This is a genomic window from Corynebacterium sp. UMB10119B (genome assembly GCF_030228125.1).
Taxonomy (GTDB): domain Bacteria; phylum Actinomycetota; class Actinomycetes; order Mycobacteriales; family Mycobacteriaceae; genus Corynebacterium; species Corynebacterium pseudogenitalium.
The window spans coordinates 62,027-82,818 of sequence record NZ_JASPBG010000010.1 but is presented as its reverse complement, the minus strand read 5'-3'; the positions used below and the strand labels follow the sequence as shown (position 1 = coordinate 82,818).

General features: G+C 64.3%; 21 protein-coding genes. 8 read left to right on the top strand and 13 right to left on the bottom strand.

Translation table 11 applies throughout. The features are described from left to right. Window positions 1-11: 11 nt before the first annotated feature. The 6 genes from QP802_RS08565 to QP802_RS08540 all read right to left on the bottom strand — a co-directional run bounded on the left by QP802_RS08565 (window position 12) and on the right by QP802_RS08540 (window position 5,563). Window positions 12-449: a hypothetical protein gene (locus QP802_RS08565; RefSeq protein WP_070477489.1), complete on the bottom strand. Its 438-nt coding sequence runs from the start codon at window positions 447-449 to the stop codon at window positions 12-14. 15 nt (window positions 450-464) lie between these two features. After that, the gene (locus QP802_RS08560; protein ID WP_284818372.1) at window positions 465-2,045 is read right to left on the bottom strand and encodes an SLC13 family permease; all 1,581 of its coding nucleotides are present in this window, start codon (window positions 2,043-2,045) and stop codon (window positions 465-467) included. Window positions 2,046-2,190: 145 nt separating this feature from the next. Further along, window positions 2,191-3,150, bottom strand: coding sequence for an o-succinylbenzoate synthase (locus tag QP802_RS08555; RefSeq protein ID WP_284818370.1), 960 nt, complete (start codon window positions 3,148-3,150; stop codon window positions 2,191-2,193). A 9-nt stretch (window positions 3,151-3,159) separates the two neighbouring features. Next, on the bottom strand, window positions 3,160-3,492 hold the full coding sequence (locus QP802_RS08550) for a FeoC-like transcriptional regulator (RefSeq protein ID WP_284818369.1): 333 nt from the start codon (window positions 3,490-3,492) through the stop codon (window positions 3,160-3,162). Then, complete coding sequence (gene feoB / locus QP802_RS08545) at window positions 3,405-5,312, bottom strand: ferrous iron transport protein B (protein WP_284818367.1); 1,908 nt, start codon at window positions 5,310-5,312, stop codon at window positions 3,405-3,407. Before feoB ends, QP802_RS08550 begins: the two co-directional genes overlap by 88 nt. Window positions 5,313-5,314: 2 nt before the next feature. Further along, window positions 5,315-5,563, bottom strand: coding sequence for a FeoA family protein (locus tag QP802_RS08540; RefSeq protein WP_083290805.1), 249 nt, complete (start codon window positions 5,561-5,563; stop codon window positions 5,315-5,317). Window positions 5,564-5,669: 106 nt separating this feature from the next. Between QP802_RS08540 and QP802_RS08535 the strand changes: the two genes are divergently transcribed. Both QP802_RS08535 and QP802_RS08530 read left to right on the top strand, forming a co-directional pair. Further along, the gene (locus tag QP802_RS08535; RefSeq protein ID WP_284818365.1) at window positions 5,670-6,602 is read left to right on the top strand and encodes a 1,4-dihydroxy-2-naphthoyl-CoA synthase; all 933 of its coding nucleotides are present in this window, start codon (window positions 5,670-5,672) and stop codon (window positions 6,600-6,602) included. Between the two features lie 209 nt (window positions 6,603-6,811). Next, window positions 6,812-7,690, top strand: coding sequence for a hypothetical protein (locus QP802_RS08530; protein WP_284818363.1), 879 nt, complete (start codon window positions 6,812-6,814; stop codon window positions 7,688-7,690). Here the strand turns inward: QP802_RS08530 and QP802_RS08525 are convergent. From QP802_RS08525 to QP802_RS08505, 5 genes are all read right to left on the bottom strand, one after another. Beyond that, entirely contained in the window at window positions 7,687-9,102 is a 1,416-nt protein-coding gene (locus QP802_RS08525; RefSeq protein WP_284818361.1) for an ABC-2 family transporter permease, read from the bottom strand. The genes QP802_RS08530 and QP802_RS08525 overlap by 4 nt on opposite strands. Then, entirely contained in the window at window positions 9,099-9,800 is a 702-nt protein-coding gene (locus tag QP802_RS08520) for an ATP-binding cassette domain-containing protein (protein WP_284818359.1), read from the bottom strand. The genes QP802_RS08525 and QP802_RS08520 overlap by 4 nt, the downstream gene beginning before the upstream one ends. A 65-nt stretch (window positions 9,801-9,865) precedes the next feature. Further along, the gene (locus QP802_RS08515) at window positions 9,866-10,504 is read right to left on the bottom strand and encodes a response regulator (RefSeq protein ID WP_284818357.1); all 639 of its coding nucleotides are present in this window, start codon (window positions 10,502-10,504) and stop codon (window positions 9,866-9,868) included. After that, window positions 10,501-11,613 (bottom strand): sensor histidine kinase, encoded by a 1,113-nt coding sequence (locus QP802_RS08510; RefSeq protein WP_256006114.1) that lies wholly within the window; start codon window positions 11,611-11,613, stop codon window positions 10,501-10,503. The genes QP802_RS08515 and QP802_RS08510 overlap by 4 nt, the downstream gene beginning before the upstream one ends. Before the next feature lie 54 nt (window positions 11,614-11,667). After that, entirely contained in the window at window positions 11,668-12,648 is a 981-nt protein-coding gene (locus QP802_RS08505; protein ID WP_252931003.1) for a hypothetical protein, read from the bottom strand. 154 nt (window positions 12,649-12,802) lie between these two features. Here QP802_RS08505 and QP802_RS08500 point away from each other — a divergent pair, with 154 nt between their 5' ends. The 4 genes from QP802_RS08500 to QP802_RS08485 all read left to right on the top strand — a co-directional run bounded on the left by QP802_RS08500 (window position 12,803) and on the right by QP802_RS08485 (window position 17,904). Continuing rightward, window positions 12,803-14,746: an exonuclease domain-containing protein gene (locus QP802_RS08500; protein WP_256006113.1), complete on the top strand. Its 1,944-nt coding sequence runs from the start codon at window positions 12,803-12,805 to the stop codon at window positions 14,744-14,746. Between the two features lie 571 nt (window positions 14,747-15,317). Beyond that, on the top strand, window positions 15,318-16,154 hold the full coding sequence (locus QP802_RS08495; protein WP_256007683.1) for a MetQ/NlpA family ABC transporter substrate-binding protein: 837 nt from the start codon (window positions 15,318-15,320) through the stop codon (window positions 16,152-16,154). A 22-nt stretch (window positions 16,155-16,176) separates the two neighbouring features. Next, a complete protein-coding gene (locus tag QP802_RS08490; protein ID WP_284818354.1) occupies window positions 16,177-17,217 on the top strand; it encodes a methionine ABC transporter ATP-binding protein in 1,041 nt (346 codons plus the stop codon). Continuing rightward, window positions 17,218-17,904 (top strand): methionine ABC transporter permease, encoded by a 687-nt coding sequence (locus QP802_RS08485; RefSeq protein WP_284818352.1) that lies wholly within the window; start codon window positions 17,218-17,220, stop codon window positions 17,902-17,904. A 27-nt stretch (window positions 17,905-17,931) separates the two neighbouring features. Here the strand turns inward: QP802_RS08485 and QP802_RS08480 are convergent, their stop codons facing one another. Together QP802_RS08480 and arsB are read right to left on the bottom strand one after the other, a co-directional pair. Then, complete coding sequence (locus QP802_RS08480) at window positions 17,932-18,348, bottom strand: arsenate-mycothiol transferase ArsC (RefSeq protein WP_070975749.1); 417 nt, start codon at window positions 18,346-18,348, stop codon at window positions 17,932-17,934. Next, the gene (arsB, locus tag QP802_RS08475; protein WP_284818350.1) at window positions 18,345-19,430 is read right to left on the bottom strand and encodes an ACR3 family arsenite efflux transporter; all 1,086 of its coding nucleotides are present in this window, start codon (window positions 19,428-19,430) and stop codon (window positions 18,345-18,347) included. The genes QP802_RS08480 and arsB overlap by 4 nt, the downstream gene beginning before the upstream one ends. Before the next feature lie 84 nt (window positions 19,431-19,514). On the opposite strand from arsB, the gene QP802_RS08470 reads away from it, so the two are divergent. Both QP802_RS08470 and QP802_RS08465 read left to right on the top strand, forming a co-directional pair. Next, window positions 19,515-19,847: an ArsR/SmtB family transcription factor gene (locus QP802_RS08470; RefSeq protein WP_070477452.1), complete on the top strand. Its 333-nt coding sequence runs from the start codon at window positions 19,515-19,517 to the stop codon at window positions 19,845-19,847. A 41-nt stretch (window positions 19,848-19,888) separates the two neighbouring features. After that, window positions 19,889-20,791, top strand: a complete 903-nt coding sequence (locus tag QP802_RS08465; RefSeq protein WP_284818349.1) for an AEC family transporter — start codon at window positions 19,889-19,891, stop codon at window positions 20,789-20,791. The last annotated feature ends 1 nt before the right edge of the window (window position 20,792 follow it).

Genomic DNA, 20,792 nt, shown 5'->3' with positions numbered 1-20,792 from the left:
GGCCACCTACCTTACTGGCCTTGCAGGGCGCTCTCTGCACCGGAGACGATGTCGTCGAACAGGCCGCGAAGCTCGGTCGGCACCTCGACGGCTGGCTCGGTCGGTGCCACGGTCTCCCCGCTCTCCCCGCGCCCCCGGTCCGGCAGCAACTTCGGCCGCTTCGTCGTGGTCTCCGTGACCGTCTCCGTAGACACGGCAGTCTCGGTCACCGTGGAGGTCACCGGCGGCTTGTCCGCCTCGGCTGCGGCGCTGCGCCACAGGAAGAACAGCACCGTGCCGGCGCACAGTGCGATAGCAAGGGCAATCCCCAGCCCGATTGCGAGCCCGTTGGAGCGCTGCGGCTCCGGCTCGTAATAGGACTGGGGTTCGTAATAGGCTTCCGGCTCGTAGTACTGCGTTTGGTGCTCCGGGTCCGGGAAGTATTGCTTTGGACGTTGCTGGTTATCCATGCTGCTAGCGTACCGCTAGAGCACCAAACCAAACACCGGCACCGCCAGGAAGTAGGTCACCACGGTGATCAGGCCGAGGGAGATGATGTTCAGCCACAGGCCACCCTTGAGCATCTCGCCCATGGTGACGTAGCCCGAGGAGTACGCGATCGCGTTCGGCGGCGTTGCCACCGGGAGCATGAACGCACAGGTTGCGGACAGCGCCACCGGGATGGCCAGCAGCAGGATATTCATCTCGGTCGCCTCGGTCAGGCCGATACCAACCGCGACACCACCCATGATCGGGAGGAAGGTTGCGGCGGTTGCCGTGTTCGAGGTCAGCTCGGTCAGGCCCAGCACCAGTGCGGCGACAGCCATGATGAGCAGGATCGTCGGCAGCACAGCGAGGCCCTTTGCAGCTTCACCGATCCAGAGGGACAGGCCGGTGGAGGTGAACATCGCGGACAGAGACAGGCCACCACCGAACAGCAGCAGGACGTCCCACGGCATCTCGTTCGCGGTCTCCCAGTCCATCAGGCGCTTGCCCTGCTTCGTGCCCGGCACGATGAACATCAGCAGGCCGGCAATGATGCCGACGATGGCGTCGTTGTACGGGAACTCCCAACCGAACTGCTTGATGCCAAGCGGGATGAAGATCCAAGCGAGTGCCGCGATCAGGAAGATGATGCCGACAGCCACCTGCGGGAACGTCCAGGCACCCAGCTTGCGGTACTCCTCATCGATGAGCTCCTTGCCACCAGGGATCCGGTCGATCTCAGGCTTGAACACGTTAATCAGGACAAACCACGCGATCACGGTCAGCAGGATCGCCATCGGCATACCGACGAGCATCCACTGGCCGAAGCCGATCGTGATGTCGTGTGCTTCCTTCATGTAGCCAGCCAGCAGCGCGTTCGGAGGTGTACCAATCAGGGTGCCAAGCGAACCGGTGGAGGCGGAGTACGCGATTGCCAGCATGAGCGAGGTGGCGAACTTCTTCTGGTTCTGCATGCCACCCACGGAGTCAGCGGTCAGGGTCAACACGGACACACCAATCGGGAGCATGACCACGGCCGTTGCGGTGTTCGACACCCACATGGACATAAAGCCAGTGGCCAGCATGAAGCCCAAGATGATGCGCTTCGGGCTCGTACCCACAATGCGCACAACCACCAGCGCGAGCCTGCGGTGCAGGTTCCAGCGCTGCAGGCCAAGCGCCATCAGGAAGCCGCCCATGAAGAGGAAAATTGTGGCGGATGCATACGGACCGGAGACCGCACTGAACTTCGCCACGCCCATCACCGGGAAGATGGCGATCGGCAGCAGCGCGGTTGCCGCCAGCGGGATCGCCTCCGTCATCCACCACGCCGCCATGAGCACCGTGGTCGCGGCGACGACGCGCATCACGTCGGCGTCGTAGGTCGTTTCGGGATCGGCGCCCGAGGACTGCAGCACTGTATCCGCAGCACTGTCCGGGAAGATGTAGTACACCAACACGGCGAGCAGCACACCGAGGATCAGGCCGATGCGCTGGCGGCGCCACTCACCCGGTTCGGGAGACTTGGCAAGCTCACCGTCAGAGAGCGCAGACGATTCGTGCATCACGGGAGTCGACATTTTCGATCCTTTCGAACAGGATTCACACAACAGCTACAAGGTGATCTTTCGCACCCCAGTGTGAGAGACGTTACTCCCTCACATCTCAAATGTCGCAAGAATGCACAGATTAATCAAACATTTCCACCCCCACGCACGATTGTTTTTACCCCCGCATGGTGTCCATGCAGTCCCGAACGCGCTGAAACCACCAGTCGCGACGTTCCGCGGGAGCCCGCAATTCGTGGAGACGCGCTGGATCGGGGGTAACAGGGGTGGCTTCGAGGCAGCCGTCGATGAGCGGCCGCGGCTTCGCGACGTCCTCTACGAACAGCCGCTGCGTAGCCAATCCCGCTGCACGCGAATCCGCGCACCGCGCCGCTACCAGCCCCGCGTACATCCCCACCGCGGTGTCCAGGGCGCTGGCCACCGTCACGTCCATCCCCAGGTCTCGCTTCAGCGCCAGCAGGCGGCGCACTCCCCCGAGCGGCGCAACCTTCAACACGGCAACATCCGCCGCGCCCAGCTCGGCGACACGCAGCGGGTCAGCCGCCCGGCGTATCGATTCGTCCGCCGCAATCGGCGTACGCACCCGCGCACGCACCTCTGCGAGCTCCTCCGCGCTCGCACAGGGCTGCTCGATATACTCCAGCTCCCCTAGCGCCTCGGCGGCGCGCACCGCCTCCTCGACGCTCCACCCCCGGTTCGCGTCCACGCGCAGGGTGGCGTCGGGGCGTAGCTCGCGCACCCGCTCGACGCGCGCAACATCGTCGGCGAGTGTCTGGCCAGCCTCGGCCACCTTGATCTTGAACGTCCCGATCCCCGGGAAACGCTCCAACACCTCCTCCACCTGGGCGGCGTCCACCGCGGGCACCGTGCCGTTCACCGGCACCGGGCCGGAAGCCTCGGGCAGACCCTCGAACGCAGCCTCCAAACCGGAGCGCAGCCACTGCGCGGACTCCTCAGGGCCGTACTCCACAAAGGGAGAAAACTCGCCCCAGCCGGAGGGGCCGTCGATAAGCAGGGCCTCACGGGTGGTGATCCCGCGGAACTTCACTGCCATGGGCAGGGCTACAACGTGGGAGCGCTCAAGGATCTCGTCAACGGAAGGCAATAAAGAAGGCATAGGGCCAGGCTAGCGCCGGCCGAGCACCAACGCGACAGGGCCCGACGTGCACGCCCCGCGCGAGGGGCAGCCACCGCAGCCGCCCGCGCAGGAGTCGTTGAGGGCGCGGCGCTGCACTTCGCCGGTGGCCTCGAGGTGGGCCATGACGGCGTCGATAGTCATGGGTGACAGGTTGGTGCGGCGCGCGATTTCCTCGCGGCTCACGCAGCCCTCGCGCAGTGCGCCGAGCACCGCCGACATCGGTCCGCCGCTCATCAGAAGAACACCTTCAGCAGCTGGAACGCGCCGACGGCCAGGCCCCACGCCATCACCATCTGCAGCGCGACGCCGAACAACGTCCACTTCAGGCCGATCTCCCGGCGCTGCGCGGCAAGTGTAGCCACGCACGGGGTGTATGCCAGCAGGAAGAGCATGTACGCCCACACTGCAGGTATCGCGTGCCCGCCGGAGGCCTGGTTGAAGTCTTCGCGGATTGCCTGGCTCAGCGGCGAGTTGCCGTCGCCCTCCTCGGGCTCCTCCAGCGCGTAGGTCTGGGCCCAGCTCGAGATGACGGCCTCCTTGGCCACGAAGCCGGTAATCAGCGGACCAGCGAGGGACCAGGAGTCGAAACCGGCGGGCGCGAAGACGGGGGCGATCGCGTCAGAGACAGTGCCGTACACCGACTCCTGCGGGGCCACCTCGCCGAACTCTGCTTCGGAGGTCACCGGGGTGGACTGCAGCGCCCACACCACGACGACAGTCGCGACGATGATCTTGCCGGCGGTCTCCAGGAAGCCGCGCAGGCGAGCCCACATCACCGACAGCGCCAGACGCGCGCCCGGCAGCTGGTACACCGGCAGGTCAATGACCAGGGGCTCAGTGCCCATCGTGGACCACAGCGCCTTACGCAGCGCCAAGCCGGTCAGCACCACAAGCAGGATAGAAATGACGTACATCGCGAAGACGACGGTGCCCGCGTGGTCCGGGAAGAACGTCGCACCCAGCATGACGTACACCGTCAAACGCGCACTGCAGGACGTGAACGGCACCAAGAGGGCCGTCATCAGGCGGTGGCGCGGATCCCCCATCACGCGCGTCGCCGAAATCGCCGGCACGTTACAGCCGAAGCCAACAATGAGCGGGATGAACGCTTTACCAGGCAAGCCCATCGCACGCATCACACGATCCGCGACGACGGCCGCGCGCGCCATATAACCAGAATCCTCCAGCACAGCGAGACACAGGAACATCAGCGCCATCAGCGGCGCGAACGTGAGCACCATGCCCACGCCGTTAATCAGACCATCGACGACCAGGCCGCGTAGCCAGCCAATATCCGGCAGCACCGCGAGCGCCGCGTCAGAAACTGGGCCGCCAAAAAAGCCCTCCAGGCCATCCTGCAACGGCTTCGCCACAGTCGTGGTGATCTCGAAAACCATCCACATCGCCACCAGGAACATCAGCGGGCCGATCACCGGGTGCAACGCGAAGCGATCCAGGCGCTCGGTGAAAGTCTGCTGGTGGCCGGTGTCGCTCGCGGCGCGCTCGACGGCGGCGTCGACCCAGGCGAAGCGGGCGTCGGCAAGCTCGAAGTCGTCAGTGGTAGCCACTGGGCGCAGGGTGACCGCTGGTTCGGCGAGCTGGGCGTCGATAACTTCGCGCAGACCGCGCACATCCCTCTTACGCGGATCGACCGCGACCACGGGCAACCCAAGCGCGTTCTGCAGCGCCGCCGCATCCACCGCAATGCCCTCCGCGCGGGCCACATCCATCTTGGTCAACGCAACCACGATGCGGTACGGCGTCTCCGCGAGCTGCGCCACCATATACAAGCCACGCGCAAGGTTCGCCGCATCAACGACGACCACCACCGCATCCGGACGCTCCGCCGGGCAACGCTCCAGCAGCAGCTCGCGAGTGAGCTCCTCGTCAGGGCTCTGCGGATCCAGCGAGTAGGCGCCAGGAAAATCAATCACGTTATAGGAACCCGCCCACACGCCGCGAGAAATCTCCACGGAGGTGCCAGGCCAGTTGCCCATCTTCACGTTCGCGCCAGTCAGCGCATTAAACAAGGTGGACTTGCCAGCGTTCGGAGCTCCGATCAGCGCGATGGTGGGCTCGCCCTTGACGGCGGTATCTGCGTGCGGCCCGCAACACGACGGAACCTGGGTGAAATCGGCCATGGCTATGCCACGCTCACCTTGATGCCACGCAGCGCGTCAGCGCTGAGGGCGTAGCGGGAGGTCGCTACCTTGATCACGCGGCCACCACCAGCCGTGGACTGCATAATGCTGACACGCTGGCCTGGGCGAAGACCAAGCTCCTGCAGGCGACGCGCGACGGTAGGGGTAGTGTCAAGCGCCGCGATAACGGCGCTGTCGCCGACGGGGATGCGGGCAAGGGTGCCCTCGGCAGTTTTCGTTATCAGACTCATACGTTTGATTTAACTCCGATCCCATTAGGTAAGCAATGCCTTATACAGCGGTTGCCTCCCTGTGGGGGTGCCCCGAGCTGCCGTCGGCACCGTAGACTACAAAGCCATGAGCTATTCCACTGCGCAACCATTCGACCCAACCCAATGGCGCGAGGTCGAAGGTTTTGACTTCACCGACATCACCTATCACCGACACGTAGGGACCACGCGCGCCGACGGCATCGTCCGCATCGCCTTCGACCGCCCCGAAGTACGCAACGCGTTCCGCCCCCACACCGTCGACGAACTCTACCGAGCACTCGACCACGCCCGGCGCGACCCTTCTGTCGGCGTGGTGCTGCTAACCGGCAACGGGCCTTCTGAGAAGGACGGCGGCTGGGCGTTCTGCTCCGGCGGCGACCAGCGCATCCGTGGCCGCTCCGGCTACCAGTACGCGGGCGGCGACACCGCCGACACCGTCGATACCGCACGTGTGAAAGCCGAGGGCGGACGCCTGCACATCCTTGAGGTCCAGCGCCTCATCCGCACCATGCCCAAGGTGGTCATCGCGGTGGTGAGCGGCTGGGCAGCCGGCGGCGGCCACTCACTCCACGTCGTGTGCGACCTGACCATCGCCTCCCGCGAGGAGGCCAGGTTCAAACAAACCGACGCCGACGTCGGCTCCTTCGACGCCGGCTACGGCTCCGCCTACCTGGCCAAGATGGTGGGTCAAAAGTTCGCCCGCGAGATCTTCTTCCTCGGCCGCACCTACTCTGCCGAGGAGATGCAGCGCATGGGCGCCGTCAACATCGTCGCCCCGCACGCTTCCTTGGAAGAGGAGGCCATCCAGGTCGCCCGCGAAATCAACGGCAAGTCCCCCACCGCACAGCGCATGCTCAAATTCGCCTTCAACCTTGTCGACGACGGCCTCATGGGCCAACAAGTCTTTGCCGGTGAAGCAACCCGCCTCGCCTACATGACCGACGAGGCCGTCGAAGGCCGCGACTCCTTCCTGGAAAAACGCGAGCCCCGCTGGGACGAGTTCCCGTTCTACTACTAGGTAGGTATGTGACCTAGCGGTTTTCTCCCCTTCGTGCCCCTTTGAAATAGTTCCCGCCGCCGGGGAACTATTTTGCGTTTGGGGCCGGTTCCGGTCGACCAACGGTTACATTTCCCTAGGTCACAACGGCTGTCCACGAAAATGGTTCCGGCGATCACGAATAGGTTGGGAACTTTCTTCGGGTTTCTAGTTTTCTGTAGCGTGGTGCCATGAAGCGCTATCTGCCTCTCATCACCGCCACTCTCCTGCTGGCTTCCTGCGGCACGGCGCCTGTGCCGGAAGCGCCCGTGCCGGAAACAACACTGGGCACGCCCGCGACTGAAGCACCGGCGCCCTCCACCCGTGATCTGTACGCCGACGCCATCGCGGACCCGGCGCGGTTCTTCGCAGATCTCGACGGCTTGGACGGCACGTTCGCCTACGACGTCTTCGATATCAACGGCGATCTTGAGCCGGAACTGCTGCTGCGCGCTGGTGCTGACGGCCCTTCTCCAATTCGCGTGTTGCGGGCCCAGGACGGCACGCTGAGCTGGACGAAGGACTACCTCATCGACTCGGACGACCCGTACCCGACTGTGTTCACCAACGGCACGCAGCCGGGCTTGGACCAGTACGAGGCCGACGGTCCCCTCCTAAACGTGACGCACTTTGAGCTGCGGGGGCAGCGTCTGGAGAGGGTGTGGGGGCCGGAGGAGACGGTCGTCGGCAATCCGCTCAGCGATGTCACACGGATCACTTGGCATCCGTCGACGGATCCGGCGGCGCTGGACGCGATCAAGTCGCCGGAGCTCACGGGTCCGTTGGAGGGCACGATGGGGCAGGTATCCGAGGTCGAGCACCTGCAGGGGCAGCAGTTCCGTGTCTGGTTCGCGCCAACCGCGGACGGTATCGCGGTGGCCTACCCTGAGCTCGGCTGCGCGGGCCACCTGACCAGGACCGATGATGGCTTCCGCGAGACGATCACCGAGGGCACCTGCGATAACGGCGGCACGTGGCACTTGCTTATCGACGACACCCACGCCCACGCCTTCTACAACTCCCCCGATGCTCGCTACACGGCGGATGGGCGCCTCACCCCGGCGGGTTAGCGTCGCACTGGGCGCATGCCGCGCAGTGTCCGCAGCAGTAGCGCAACCGCGATCGCCAAGAGCGCCGACCCCACCACGGCAGCGATCCATACTCGCGCACCGGTGGCGGTAGCTGGCCATGCGGGGACGGCAAGGATCCATAACGCAGATTGCGCGAGTACGTCGCCGCCAATCGTGGCGGAGATGATCGTGACCAGGATCGTTGCGGCTAGGGCCCACACCACGCCGAAGCGGACGGTGATGGCGAGTGCAGCAAGGGTGAGCACGCTGCCGGCGAGGAACGCGAGGAGTCCGAAGCGTGCGTCGCCGACCACGGCCCCTCCGATTGCGCAGACGAGTGCGACGACTCCAACGCACCAGGTGGCCAGCGCGGCGCGGACGTGTGGGTGTTCGACCTGCATGAGCGCCCAGGCGGGCCGCAGTTTCGGCCACACCAGCGTGGGAAGCACGCCGGCCCCAACGGGCAGGATGGCGTAGGTGAACAGCGCCTCGCGCACGTCCACCGGGTATGCCAGAGAGAACAGCAGTACCAGAGCGGTGAGCAGGAGCAACACGCTTATCGACGACACCCTCGCCGCCATCGCAACCCCCTTCACCGCAGCCATGTATCCGGTGGTTTCGGGGCGCGGCGTCGCCGGGCCTGCGGCCATCGGTGCGGTGACGCGGTGAATCCTGCTGCGTCGGAAGATGGGTCGGGTGCGCGGTGGTACGAGGGCGGCCACTACAAAGCCAACTGCCGCCAACACCAGGGTGAGGATGAGGGCTGGAATGGGAGATTCCCCCGCCATCGGGTCGGTGGCGTCGAGGGGCAGGAGGTTGAAGTGCAGGCCCATGGTCGGCAGCGTCAAGCGGGTCGGCCAGGCGCCGGGGTTGGCCCACCACCAATCGCGTTCGGCGAAGTAGCCAAGCTCGATGGTGAATACGAAGCCGAAGATGATGGTGGGCAGCATCCCGACGCGTCGCGTGGACGCGGCTGCAAGGCCTGCCGGGCCAAGCATGCCGAGCCACACAAACAGCCCAACGAGCGCAATCGAGGCCGTGTTATCCAGGTTGAATACGAGGCCGGCGGCAAACGGCACGACAAAGTCGAAGGCGACGAACGCGGCCAGCGCCAGCCATACCACGACGATGCGGGCGGCGCGGGCGCGCATGGGTGGAACCGGCCGCCACAATGTGCCGCCGCCGCGTGCGTCACGCTCGCGGGTTTCGGCCAAACCGGCGAACAGTGCGGCGGCGGGCGCAGCCATGCCGGTGACCAACAGGCCTTGCGGGTAGAGCAGGTTCGTCGCGGTTTCGACGTTTCCGGCCAGCGCGAACAGCGTCAGCAGCACACCAACCAGCAGGCCTGCTCCGGCGAGCCACCACAGCATGGAGCCGCGCGCACGGATCCATTCGGCGTGTAGGAAGTTCATCGGTCACCACCTGAAGTGAGCCGGAAGAAGGACTCCTCCAGGTTGGGGCCGAGTTCCGCGAGCTCGCCTGCGAAGCGGACGCCGCCGCCAGCGATCACGGTGGCGTCGTCGGCCATGTGGAGTACTTCGCCGAGTTGGTGGGAACTGACCAGGACGGTGCGCCCAGCTCGCGCGTATTCGCGGAGGTAGTCGCGCAGGTGGGCGATGCCTTCGGGGTCGAGGCCGTTTTGTGGTTCGTCGAGAATGAGCACCTCTGGCTCGCCGAGCAGCGCCTGAGCGAGGGCGAGGCGTCCCTTCATGCCGGTGGAGAAACTGCCGGCTTTCTTCTTTCCCGCGGTTTGGAGGCCAACCAGTTCGAGAACCCGGTCGGCTTCGCTGTCGGGAAGGCCCAGCAGCGTGGTGTGGACGCGGAGGTTGTTGCGGGCGCTGAGGTGGCTGTAAAAAGCAGGGTCGTTGATGGAGGCGCCGACATGGCGCAGCGCCTCGCGGGCGAACGGCTGCCCCATCAGTGTCACCTCGCCGGCATCAGGTTTGATCAGGCCGAGCATCACCGACATCAGCGTCGATTTACCCGCGCCGTTGGGGCCGAGCAGCGCGTGGACTCGGCCCGGGGTGGTGGTCAACGACACGTCGCGAAGTACGTGGTGGTCCCCGAAGGACACAGCCACGCCGCGGCAAGCGAGTTGCGTATCAGTCATGGCATTCATGGTCGTCGCTGAGCAAGGCCACCACATCGGCCGACGGGACCACACTGCCTCCTCCTCTAGGAGGAGATCCCGGCGCGCTGGGCGATCAAGGCAAGCGCCACCCTGTCGCGCGCGCCGAGTTTGGCAAGCAGGTTAGAGACGTGCGTTTTCACCGTGGTCTCTGCAATAAACAGCGTGGCGGCGATTTCAGCGTTCGTGGCGCCGCAGCCAATCTCCGCGAGTACATCGCGTTCGCGTTGCGTCAGCGCTTCCAGCGCGGCGGCGGATTCTGCAGTGCCCGCCCCATCGCGGACCCACTCCATCACGCGGCCGGTCACCCCGGGGGCCAGGACCGATTCGCCGCGGGCGACGGCGCGTACGGCGTTGGCCAGGATGTCGGGTTCGGCGTCTTTGAGGAGAAAGCCTTGCACGCCGGCGTCGATAGCTGCATGGATCAAGGTGTCGTCGTCGAAGGTGGTCAGCATGATCACGCGTGGGCCCATCTCCATGATCGCGCGGGCGGCGGTGATGCCGTCGAGCACTGGCATGCGGATGTCCAGCACTGCCACGTCGATGCGGTGGGCGCGCGTTTTCTCCACGGCTTCGGCGCCGTCGGCGGCGCTGGCGACGACGGTGATGTCGTCCTGGGCGTCCAAGATGGTGCGGAGGGCGCTGAGGAGGAGCGGTTGGTCGTCGGCAAGGAGCAGGCGGATCATGCTGCTAACTCCGCCCGCACGGTAAACGTCTCCCCTGACTGCCATGTCTTCAGCGTGCCACCGGCGCTCGCCGCGCGTTCACGCAGCCCCTCTAGCCCGACGCCGGTGCCTGGCTGAGGTCGAATCTGGCCGGTAGAAACGACTTCTACCACCACGGTCTCGTCCGGTACGACCCGAACCGTCACAGTGGGATCGACTTGGTGGCGCGCCGCGTTTGCCAGCGCCTCCGCCACGATGCGATAAGTAGCAAGCGAGGTCACCGGGGAGACATCCACTGCTGGTGCTTCCAGCGACACTTCCAGGCCGGCGTCGCGGTAACGCTGCACCAACGACGGCAGGTCAGGGATCCCCGCCGCCGGCGAAAACGCATGATCGCTCTCACGCAGACCCCGCACAAGCAGGCGAATCTCCGACAACGACTGCCCGGCGGCCTCGTTGATCTGCTGCAGCGCCTCCCGCTCCTGTCCGGCCGCCAAACCAGCATTCGCCTGCGCTTTGATCAGGGTCAGCGAGTGGCCGAGAAGGTCGTGAATATCGCGGGCAATGGCGCGGCGTTCCTCCTCGCGCGCCGCTGCGAGACGTTGCTCTTTCGCGTGTGCTTCTCGACGACGCACCTCATCCTCAGCCGCCACATTCGCCCCCAGGAGATACCCCACCGCACTCGCACCCCAGTGCAGCGCAAGCGTGATCCCGAGATCGACCCCGTGCCGGTAGAACAACACAAAGTTGTCGTCCCACGTCCACATGAACGGCGACAGCAGTGCCCACCCGCACGCGGCAGCGAGAACAACTAGCGCGAAGCGCTTCCCTGTAAACAGCCCGGCAATAAAGGTCGCCACCGGGACCGCCAACACCCACGGCGAAAAGCCAAGGTTGACCGGCGCGGCCAGCCACATCACAGACCAGGCAACATTCAGCGCGATAAGCGCAATCGAGGAGAACTTGGGTTTGCTCGTGAGCACCACGCACACCGCGACGAAGCCCCACGACAGCACGGCCTGGCCCCAACTGGCCGCATGCGTGGGTTGGGTAAACGCACTCGCGGTGTACACCGCCGCCAAGATGGCAACAGCGACCGCGAGCACAAGGTCACCCGGTTTGTAGCGCATGGCCGTAAGCCTATCGGCAACACCGAACACGCGCCTCCTCCCAGGGGAGGAGATCTACTTGTTCAGCCCGGGAATCTTCGGAAGCTCCGGCACATTGATGCCGGCGTTCTTGAGCAGCGCGAACAACCCGCCCAGCGCTGCCAGTACCGCAGCGATGATGCCGATGATCTGGCCGAGCTTGGCGTCAAAGTTCTGCGGCTGCTCCGGCTTCGGCGTGGGCTGCTCCGGGGTTGGCGTTTCCGGCGCGGAGGGATCCGCTGGTTGGCCCGGCAGGGTGTTCTTCAGTACCGGCGGTGCTGGCAGGTCCGCGTTTTGGGTGCTGAAGATAAGCGGTGGGTTGTCGCTGCACTGTTGCGCCTGCTTAAGCAGGTAGTAGTACCGGGACTCGAGCGAGTCGGCAGCCTTGGCAAAGTAGGTGCCGGACATGTTCGACGCGAACGCCGTGCGCTTCCAGTCGGGGACGTGATTCAGGAACCGAGCAGTGTTGTCGCCGGTGCGGCCAAACACGTAGTTCGCCCCGAGGCTGGTCACCTCCGGCACGGATCCGTCGATACCGATGTACCAGCGCGCCGAGCCCTGCAGCGCCTTGCCCGCTGGTGAAAGCGGAATCTGGGCGCCCTGCTTCATGTCCAGGTAGAAGTCGGCGTCGGTGGAAACCAGGCCTAGCTTGGCCAGTTTTTCCTTAGTGGCGGCGCGGGCGGCGTCGTAGTCGGGACGCTCGCCGGGCTCCTGCCCTTCCAGGCGGAGTTGCTGGTAGGAGATGATGGCTGGTTGGTCGAGGTGGGCGTCGCCAAGTGGTTTGAGCCCCTCGAAGGTTGCCTCGAATGCTTCGGCGACGGCGGTGGCGTACATGCCGTGCGTGAGCGTTTTTGCGATGCGTTCGGCCTGCCAGGCGGGGCCGCGCTCAGCGTCGTTGAGGACGACGCGGCACTGGCCACTTTCGGTGCGGTCAAGGTGGGCGGCGTGGGACGGGGTCGTAGCGAGGGCAGTGAAGGCGGTCGCCGCAGCGACGGCCGATGCGATGATCTTCTTCATGCCCCTGTAATCGGCACAGACGGTGCCGGGCGTTACGCGGCGACCACAACTCCCCCGCCGGTTCCATCGAACATCCGACCGACTCCGCCTCGGTGTGTCGGCGGCGTGCCTTATATTGAATGACGCCCCAACACGGATGGACAAAGGAGCAGGAATGGGCCGGAATGGGTTTGCGGTCGTCGATTTGGAGACGACAGGGCTGAGCAACCAGGACCGCATTGTGGAGATCGGCGTGGTGCTGCTGTGCCCCGACTTCTCCGTGGAGCGCACGTGGGAGACCCTGATCCAGCCGGAGCGCGACATTCCGAATAGTTACATCCATAAGATCACGGCGACCGATGTGGTGGATGCACCATTATTTTGCGACGTCGCTCCGTACCTGGGCTCGCTGCTCAATGGCCGCACGCTGGTGGCGCACAATGCGTCGTTTGAGCACCGCTTCCTGACCAACGAGTTCGCGCGCGCCGGCGCGGAGGACGGCTTGTGCGAGTGGCTGGACACGATGCGGTTGACCAAGCAGTACATGGGCGTGAGCAAGTTAAGTGAAGCGCTGGATATCGCGAGGATTCGGAACCGGTTTGCACACTCGGCGCTCGCGGACGCCGAGGCGACCGCGGAGCTCCTCCGCTACTTGTGCGTGGGCAACGGAGTGGACGTCGAGAAGTATCCGTCGGCGACGTTCACCTCCCCCGCAGCCGAGGCACCGTGCCTCCCCCGCGGCGGCGAGCCCTCCTGGGCGGGACAGCTTTCGCGCACCTTGCCGACGGCCACCACCAAGAACGAAGCCGACTACCGCGCCGAGCTGACCTGCGCACTTGTGGACCGCGCCATCTCCCGCACCGAAATGCGCCGCCTCGAATCCACCGCCATCGCCGCGGGCCTCAGCGCCGACGACGTCGACGCCATCAACGAGGAGTTCACGCGCCAGCTCGCCGTCGAAGCCTGGGCCGATGGCGTCATCACCGACGAGGAGCGCGCCACGCTGCTCGACATCGCCGAGGCGCTCAACGTCGATGCGCAGCTCGTGCGCTCGCTTCTCGACGAGCCCACCTCCGGCCCCACCCCCGCCACCTTCGCCCTGCGCCCGGGCGACCGCGTCGCGTTCACCGGAGCCCTCGACATCCCTCGCGACGTCTGGACCGACCGCGCCACCGCCGCAGGCCTCGACGTCGGTGGCGTGACCCGCACGTGCGCCGTCCTTGTTGCGGCGAATCCGGACTCGATGAGCGGGAAGGCGAAGCAAGCACGCGAGAACAACGTGCCGATCATCAGCGAGACCCACTTCGCCCAGTTACTGAAGGCCATGGAGGATTCGACCGAGGACGCACCGGTTGCTGCCCCTGATGCCGCTGCGCCTGTTTCAGCCCCGGAGCAGTTCTCTTGGCTGACCACCGAGCAGTCGCACGCTGTTGGCGCGTCGAGTGCGCGCATCGCCGCCGCGTGGATCGAACAACACCCGGACCGCCCACTGCACGAGATCGCTGACAACCTCAAACCCCACCACGTCCCCGAAGCGACCGGACGCGGCATCGACCGCTACCTCGCCATGTGGAGCCTCGAGCACCCGGTGATGCTCAACGCCAGCGCCGACGACCTACTTGACCTGCACGGCGTCGGCCCGAAGCGGTGCAGCCAGCTCGTGGAGATGGTGGTGGACCTCGCCGTCGACGGCGTCGAGGAGCCGGTTGTTGAGGAGGCCGCTCCGGACCTCTCTGAGCTGCCCGCGCAGCCTGCCCCGGAGCCACGCCCTGCAGCCGCCAAGTCTCGGCCTGCCACCAATGAACTGACACCGGAGGAGCTGCTTGCCGCAGCGTATGCCCCGCTGCACGCACCGGTCCCCGCCCAATCGGCACCGTACGATCCCGCGCTAGTCACGCCTGCTGCTGCCCCGAAGCGACACTCCAAGTCCGGGAAGGTATTCAAGTGGTCGGTGATCATCACAGTGGTGTCGTTTATGCTCTTCGGGCTGTGCATGGAAACCTTCGACCCGGAGGCCGAGTCCTTCATCGCCGGGATGCTCGCTCTGGCAACATTGGTTGGAATGCTGACGGCGGGGGTCTCGGGTGTGATGGCGCTAATCAGCAAGTTGCGGGGATAGAGCGCCAGGCCTTGTGCGTGTCTGATATTCAGTTAGGCTTGTCCGGCTGGTGACCGAAATCAGCATTAGGCATTCACCTCACCCCCTTCCCTACAGTCGAGAACAGCCGCTTCCGCAAAAGCACGTCCGTACCGCCACTCACAGTCCGCAAATTGCAAAAGCGGGTATAAAACCGTTGCAAAAGCGGGTACGCCACCCGTGAACTGCACGTTTACCGCAGCTCTAGGAACGCGCTCGCCACCATGCCGCGCGCCCAAAAGCAGCGGCGCAGACCTCCGAAGTTCCAAAGTGTAGTAGGTGGATTGTAGTAATCCTCGAAAATTTGAGCGAAACGGGGATTACTACAATCCTATTGCTCACTTTTAGGCGCTTGGCCAACCCGCAGCCGCCAGCCAACCCACAGCAGCCAACCACCCCACACCCCAACCCCACCTCACCCAACGCAGCGCAAACTCGAACCAGACCACCCCGACCACACAACACCCCCAACAACTAGACCGACCAGTCTTGCAATAACAAACCGAGTGGTTTATTCTTCGGTACAGCTTGAAAAAACTTGAAAGGAAACATCGTGCTGAAGAAACTCACTGCCATCACCGCGGCTGCCGCGTTAACGCTTGGCCTTACCGCCTGCTCCGGTGATTCCACCGACGCCACCGCTACCCCGGACGGCGACTTGCAGACGATCCGTGTCGCTACTTCGCCTGGCCCGTACTCGGAGCTGTTCACGGACGCGGTCGGCCCCATCCTGGAGGGGCAGGGTTACGAAGTGGAGTACCAGTCGTTTACTGACCTGACCCAGGCAGATACTGCGCTCAACGAGGGGTCCGCGGACTTGAACGTTGACCAGCACACTGCCTGGCTGAACGTCTTTAATGAGGAGAAGGGCGGCAACCTCGCCTCCATTACTGAGGTGCCGACGGTACCGGCCGGCTTGTACTCCGATAAGTACACGCAGCTCACCGAGGTTGCCGACGGCCACAAGGTTGGCATCCCGCTGGATGGGTCGAACAAGTCCCGCGCGCTGCACCTGCTAGTGGATGCTGGCTGGATCACATTGCAGGACCCGGATGCGACGCTGGTCGCGGAGTCGGATATTAAGGACAACCCCCACAACCTGGAGATTATCTCCATTGATTCGGGCAACCTGTCGCGCACGCTGCCGGACTTTGACTGGGCGGTGATTCCTGGCTCCATGTCGTATTCCGCCGGGTTGGACCCGAAGTTGCAGGTGTTCCAGGAGACGTTGCGTCCGGAGCTGATTCTTGTAGCGGTGACCACCGAGGACAAGAAGGATCAGCCGTGGGCGAAGGCGGTCGCGGACGCGTACCGCTCGGAGGAGTTCAAGCAGTACTTCGACGAGCACAACGAGAACAACTACTGGTTCCTTCCGGATTCTCTGAAGTAGACAAAGCGCTAGAAAGGCTCGCATGACCATCGCAACCGGCAGCGGCAACGCCGTCCTATTTGACGGTGTGACCAAGGTGTTCGACACCGGGGACACAACCTTTACTGCACTCGAGGACATCTCGTTCGCGGTACCCGCGGGCGGGATTTCCGGCGTGGTGGGGACGTCTGGTGCTGGCAAGTCCACGCTGATTCGTACCGTCAATGGGCTGGAGGTGCCGACGTCGGGCTCGGTGTCGGTACTCGGCGAGGAGCCCGCGAAGCTGAACGCTAAGCAGCTGCGTGACCTGCGGCGCAAGGTGTCGATGGTGTTCCAGAACTACAACTTGCTAGAGACCAAGACGGTTGCGGAGAATGTAGCCACGCCCCTGTTGCTATCGAAGACGCCGAAGGCGGAGATCCAGCGCCGTGTCGCGGAGGCCCTCGAAATGGTGGGGCTGGCCGACCGCGCAAGTCACAAGCCACGCCAGCTTTCGGGCGGTCAGCGGCAGCGCGTCGGCATCGCTCGTGCGCTTGTGACCAATCCGAGTATTTTGCTTTGCGACGAGCCCACATCCGCCCTGGATCCGCTCACCACAACACAAATCCTGGAGCTACTCCGAAAGATCAATGCGGAGCTCGGCGTGACCATTTTGCTGATCACACACCAGATGGACGTAGTGGCACGCCTCGCGGATGAAGTTGTGGTGCTATCCGAAGGCCACCTTGTGGAATCGGGCCCCGTCGCCGAGGTGTTCGCCGACCCGCAGCACCCGTTGACGCAGCGGTTCGTGGAGACGGTCATCCAGCGCGAGGTCCCTGAGCACGTGCGCGAGACCATCCGCGAAGGAAGGTTTGACCGCGCGGTGCAGCTCGTCCACACGAGAGGGGCTGCTCAAGAGGTGTTCACGCAGCTCGTTGGCAAGTTTGGTGTGGATGCGCGGCTGCTGGCGTCGTCAAGTACTGAGCTTGCGGCAACCACCGTGGGCACCACTATCGTCGGCCTGCGTGGCGGCGAGACGGACGGCGCGGTGGCGTGGCTGTCGAGCCTGGAAGGTGTGACTGTGAATGAGGTGGAGGCGTAAATGGAACCGCTGAACTCCTGGTGGCGCGACCTCACGGGCTCGCGCGTGACTCCGTCGATGTACCTCGACTCCTTCGGGGAGACCGTGTACATGGTGGGGGTCGCGCTGTTCATTGGCGCTCTGGTTGGCATTCCGCTGGCGCTGGCGCTGGTAATCACCCGCCCGGGCGGTCTGCGCCCGAACCGGCTGGTGTACGGGGTGCTCAACGTGGTGGTCAACATCATCCGTTCCCTGCCGTTCATCATCTTGCTCGTCGCGATTTCGCCGTTCACCCGCTCTATTGTGGGCACCTCAATAGGCACGACGGCCGCGCTGGTACCGCTCACCCTGTACATCGCCCCGTTCATCGCCCGCCTCATCGAGCAGTCCCTGCTCGAGGTCAACCCCGGTATCATCGAGGCCGCCGAATCGATGGGGGCGAACATGTGGCAGACCATCCGCCACTTCCTCCTGCCGGAGGCGAAATCCTCCATCATCCTCGCGATCACGACGGCAACCGTGGGTCTTATCTCCGCGACCGCGATGGCCGGAACGATTGGCGGTGGCGGCGTGGGCGACCTTGCGATTGCCTACGGCTACCAGCAGTTCGACTCTGTGGCAATGCTCACCACCGTGATCATCCTGATTATCGTGGTGCAAGCCATCCAATCATTGGGCAACACACTCGCCCGCCGGGCCCGCGCGTAGCGCCCCAAACCGCTCAAAGCGTGGGATTCAAAGCGTGCGATGCAGCTCGCGCAGGAGGGCGCGCACGCGGGCGTCGATATCGTCGCGTACGAGGCGCATCCGTTCCATGCCTTCGATGCCACGGGTGGACGGCTCGTCGGTGTGCCAGCGTTCCAGGGTGCCGGCGGCGTCGGCTGGCATGCTGAGCTGGGCGGCGTCGCCAATTATTACTACTCGGTCGACTGTGCGCAGCAGTTCTGGGTCGATGGGTTTTGGTGTGCCGCGCGACATGTCGGCACCGAGTTCTGCAATTGCGGCGACGGATTCTTGGTTCAGCTTCGTGCCCGGTTTCGTGCCAGCGGAGAAGACGCTGACCTGGTCGCCTGCGTAGTGTCGCGCAAGCGCCGCCGCCATTTGTGATTTACCGCCGTTGCTGACGCAGACGAACAAGACACTGGGGTTCATGAACGGCTCCTTGCAGCTGGCAGGGTGGGATCGCCTGGGAAGAGTCTCTGCCCGATGCCGCGCATGAGGTAGACAAGTCCGACGAGGACGGGGATTTCGATGAGCGGGCCGATCGTACCTGCCAGCGCTTGAGCCGAGGTGGCGCCAAACGTGCCGATCGCCACCGCGATGGCCAACTCGAAGTTGTTGCCCGCGGCGGTAAAGGACACGGAGGCGGATTGGGCGTAGCCCATCCCCGACGCCTTCGACACCACCAGGGCGATCAGGAACATGCCCACGAAGTACCCCAGCAGTGGCAGGGCGACTCGGGCAACGGTCCACGGTTGGGATGTAATCTGCTCGCCTTGCAGGGAGAACAGCAGCACGATCGTGTACAGCAACCCCACGAGCGCAAGCGGGGAAACCGCGGGCAGGAAGGTCTCTTCGTACCACGCACGGCCCTTCACTCGCTCACCGATGATGCGGGAGAGCACTCCGGCAAGTAGCGGGATACCGAGAAACACCAGTACTGCGGTGACGATGGAGAAGAAGGAGAACTCCACAGAGGTGGTCTCCAGGCCCAGCCAGCTCGGCAGGATCTGCAGGTAGAACCATCCGAGCACGCCGAACATGAGCACCTGGAATACTGAGTTGATGGCGACCAGGACGGCCGTGGCTTCCCGGTCGGCGCAGGACAGGTCGGACCACACCAGCACCATGGCGATGCAGCGCGCCAGTCCGACGATGATGAGGCCTGTGCGTAGCTCTGGCTGGTCCGGCAGAAACAGCCAGGCCAGGGCGAACATGAACGCGGGGCCGACGATCCAGTTCAAGATGATGGAGACGGTCATGAGCCGTTTGTCGGTGGCGATCTCGCGGGTCTTGTCGTAGCGGACTTTGGCCAGCGGCGGGTACATCATCACCAAAAGGCCCAGCGCGATCGGCAGCGAAATACCGCCGACTTCAAAACGCTCAAGCGTGCTGCGGAGTCCTGGAACGGCGCGGCCCAGCAGCAGACCGAATGCCATCGCCAAGATGATCCACACTGGTAGGAATCTGTCGAGGAACGACATTCGAACGGGGGTCGGCTCTGGGTTGGTCATCTAATCACCTCACATATCGATAATTATCAATATGTGAAAATAGAGGGCCGCATAGACCGCTGTCAATATGAGAAGGTAGAAGTCATGCACGAACAATCCCCCGCCCCAGACTGCTGCTCACTCGGCTCCGGCCCACTCCCCCCAGAAGACGCCGAGCGCTACGCGGCCCTGTTCAAAGTGCTGGCAGATCCCGCCCGGCTGCGCCTCCTCTCCCGCCTCGCCGCAGAAGGGTGCGAGCCGATGAGCGTGACCGCGCTTACCGAGTATTCCGGGCTCAGCCAACCGACGGTCTCCCACCACCTCAAGAAGCTTGCCGAAGCCGGACTACTCAAAAAGTCCCGAACAGGCCGAACCGTCACGCACGAAATCTGCCCGGCTCCCTTCGCGGAACTGCGCACCGTCCTCCAGATGGACTAGGCGCCAGTTTCACGGGCGCGTAGCCACTACACTCATTCGACATGCTTGACGTTCTGACTGGTTTCGCCATCATCTTCACCGTGATCGCGGCGGGCTGGTGGCTTGCCCAAAAGAAGGTGATCGGCCCGGGCGAGCAGCGGCTGCAGCTCAACCGCATCGCGTTTCATGTGGCCACGCCGGCGTTGATTTTTTCGTCGGTGGCGGTCTCGGAAACGGATGCGTTCTTCTCCCCGGTGATCCTGGTGATCGCGATCGCGACGGTGACCACGATGCTGATCTATTGGGCGATCAGTGCGGTGTGGTTCAAGCAGGATGCTGCGGAGACCATGGCGGGGGCGGCGTCGTCGAGTTATTACAACTCGGTCAATATCGGGTTGCCCATTGCCACGTACGTGCTGGGGGATCCGACGTACGTGATTCCGGCGCTGGTGTTGCAGATGGCGGTGCTCTCCCCCATCGTGATCGCTGGCCTGGACCGTGGGGCGTCGGGGGTGCTGAAGTCAGTGATTGCGGGATTGAAGGCGCCGGTGGTGGTTGCGGCGTTTGCGGGGTTTGCGGTGTCGGCGTCGTCGTGGACGGTGCCGGAGCCGGTGCTCGCCCCGCTGCAGATTCTGGGTGGCGCGTCCATCCCGATGATCCTCATGAGCTTCGGCGCCTCGCTCACCGGGGAGAAGGTGCTGCAGAGCCAGCGCTTAGCGACGACCACCGCTACCATCCTCAAGCTGATCGGCATGCCGGCCGTAGCGTGGGTAGTGGCGTCGCTTCTGGGCCTGACCGGCTCCGATATGTACGCGGCACTCATTCTGTGTGCGCTGCCGACGGCGCAGAACGTGTACAACTACGCGGCGACGTACCGCTCGGGCGAGGTGATCTGCCGGGACACCGTCTTCCTCACCACGTTCCTTTCGTTACCTGCGATGTTATTGATCGCGGGGGTGTTCTAGC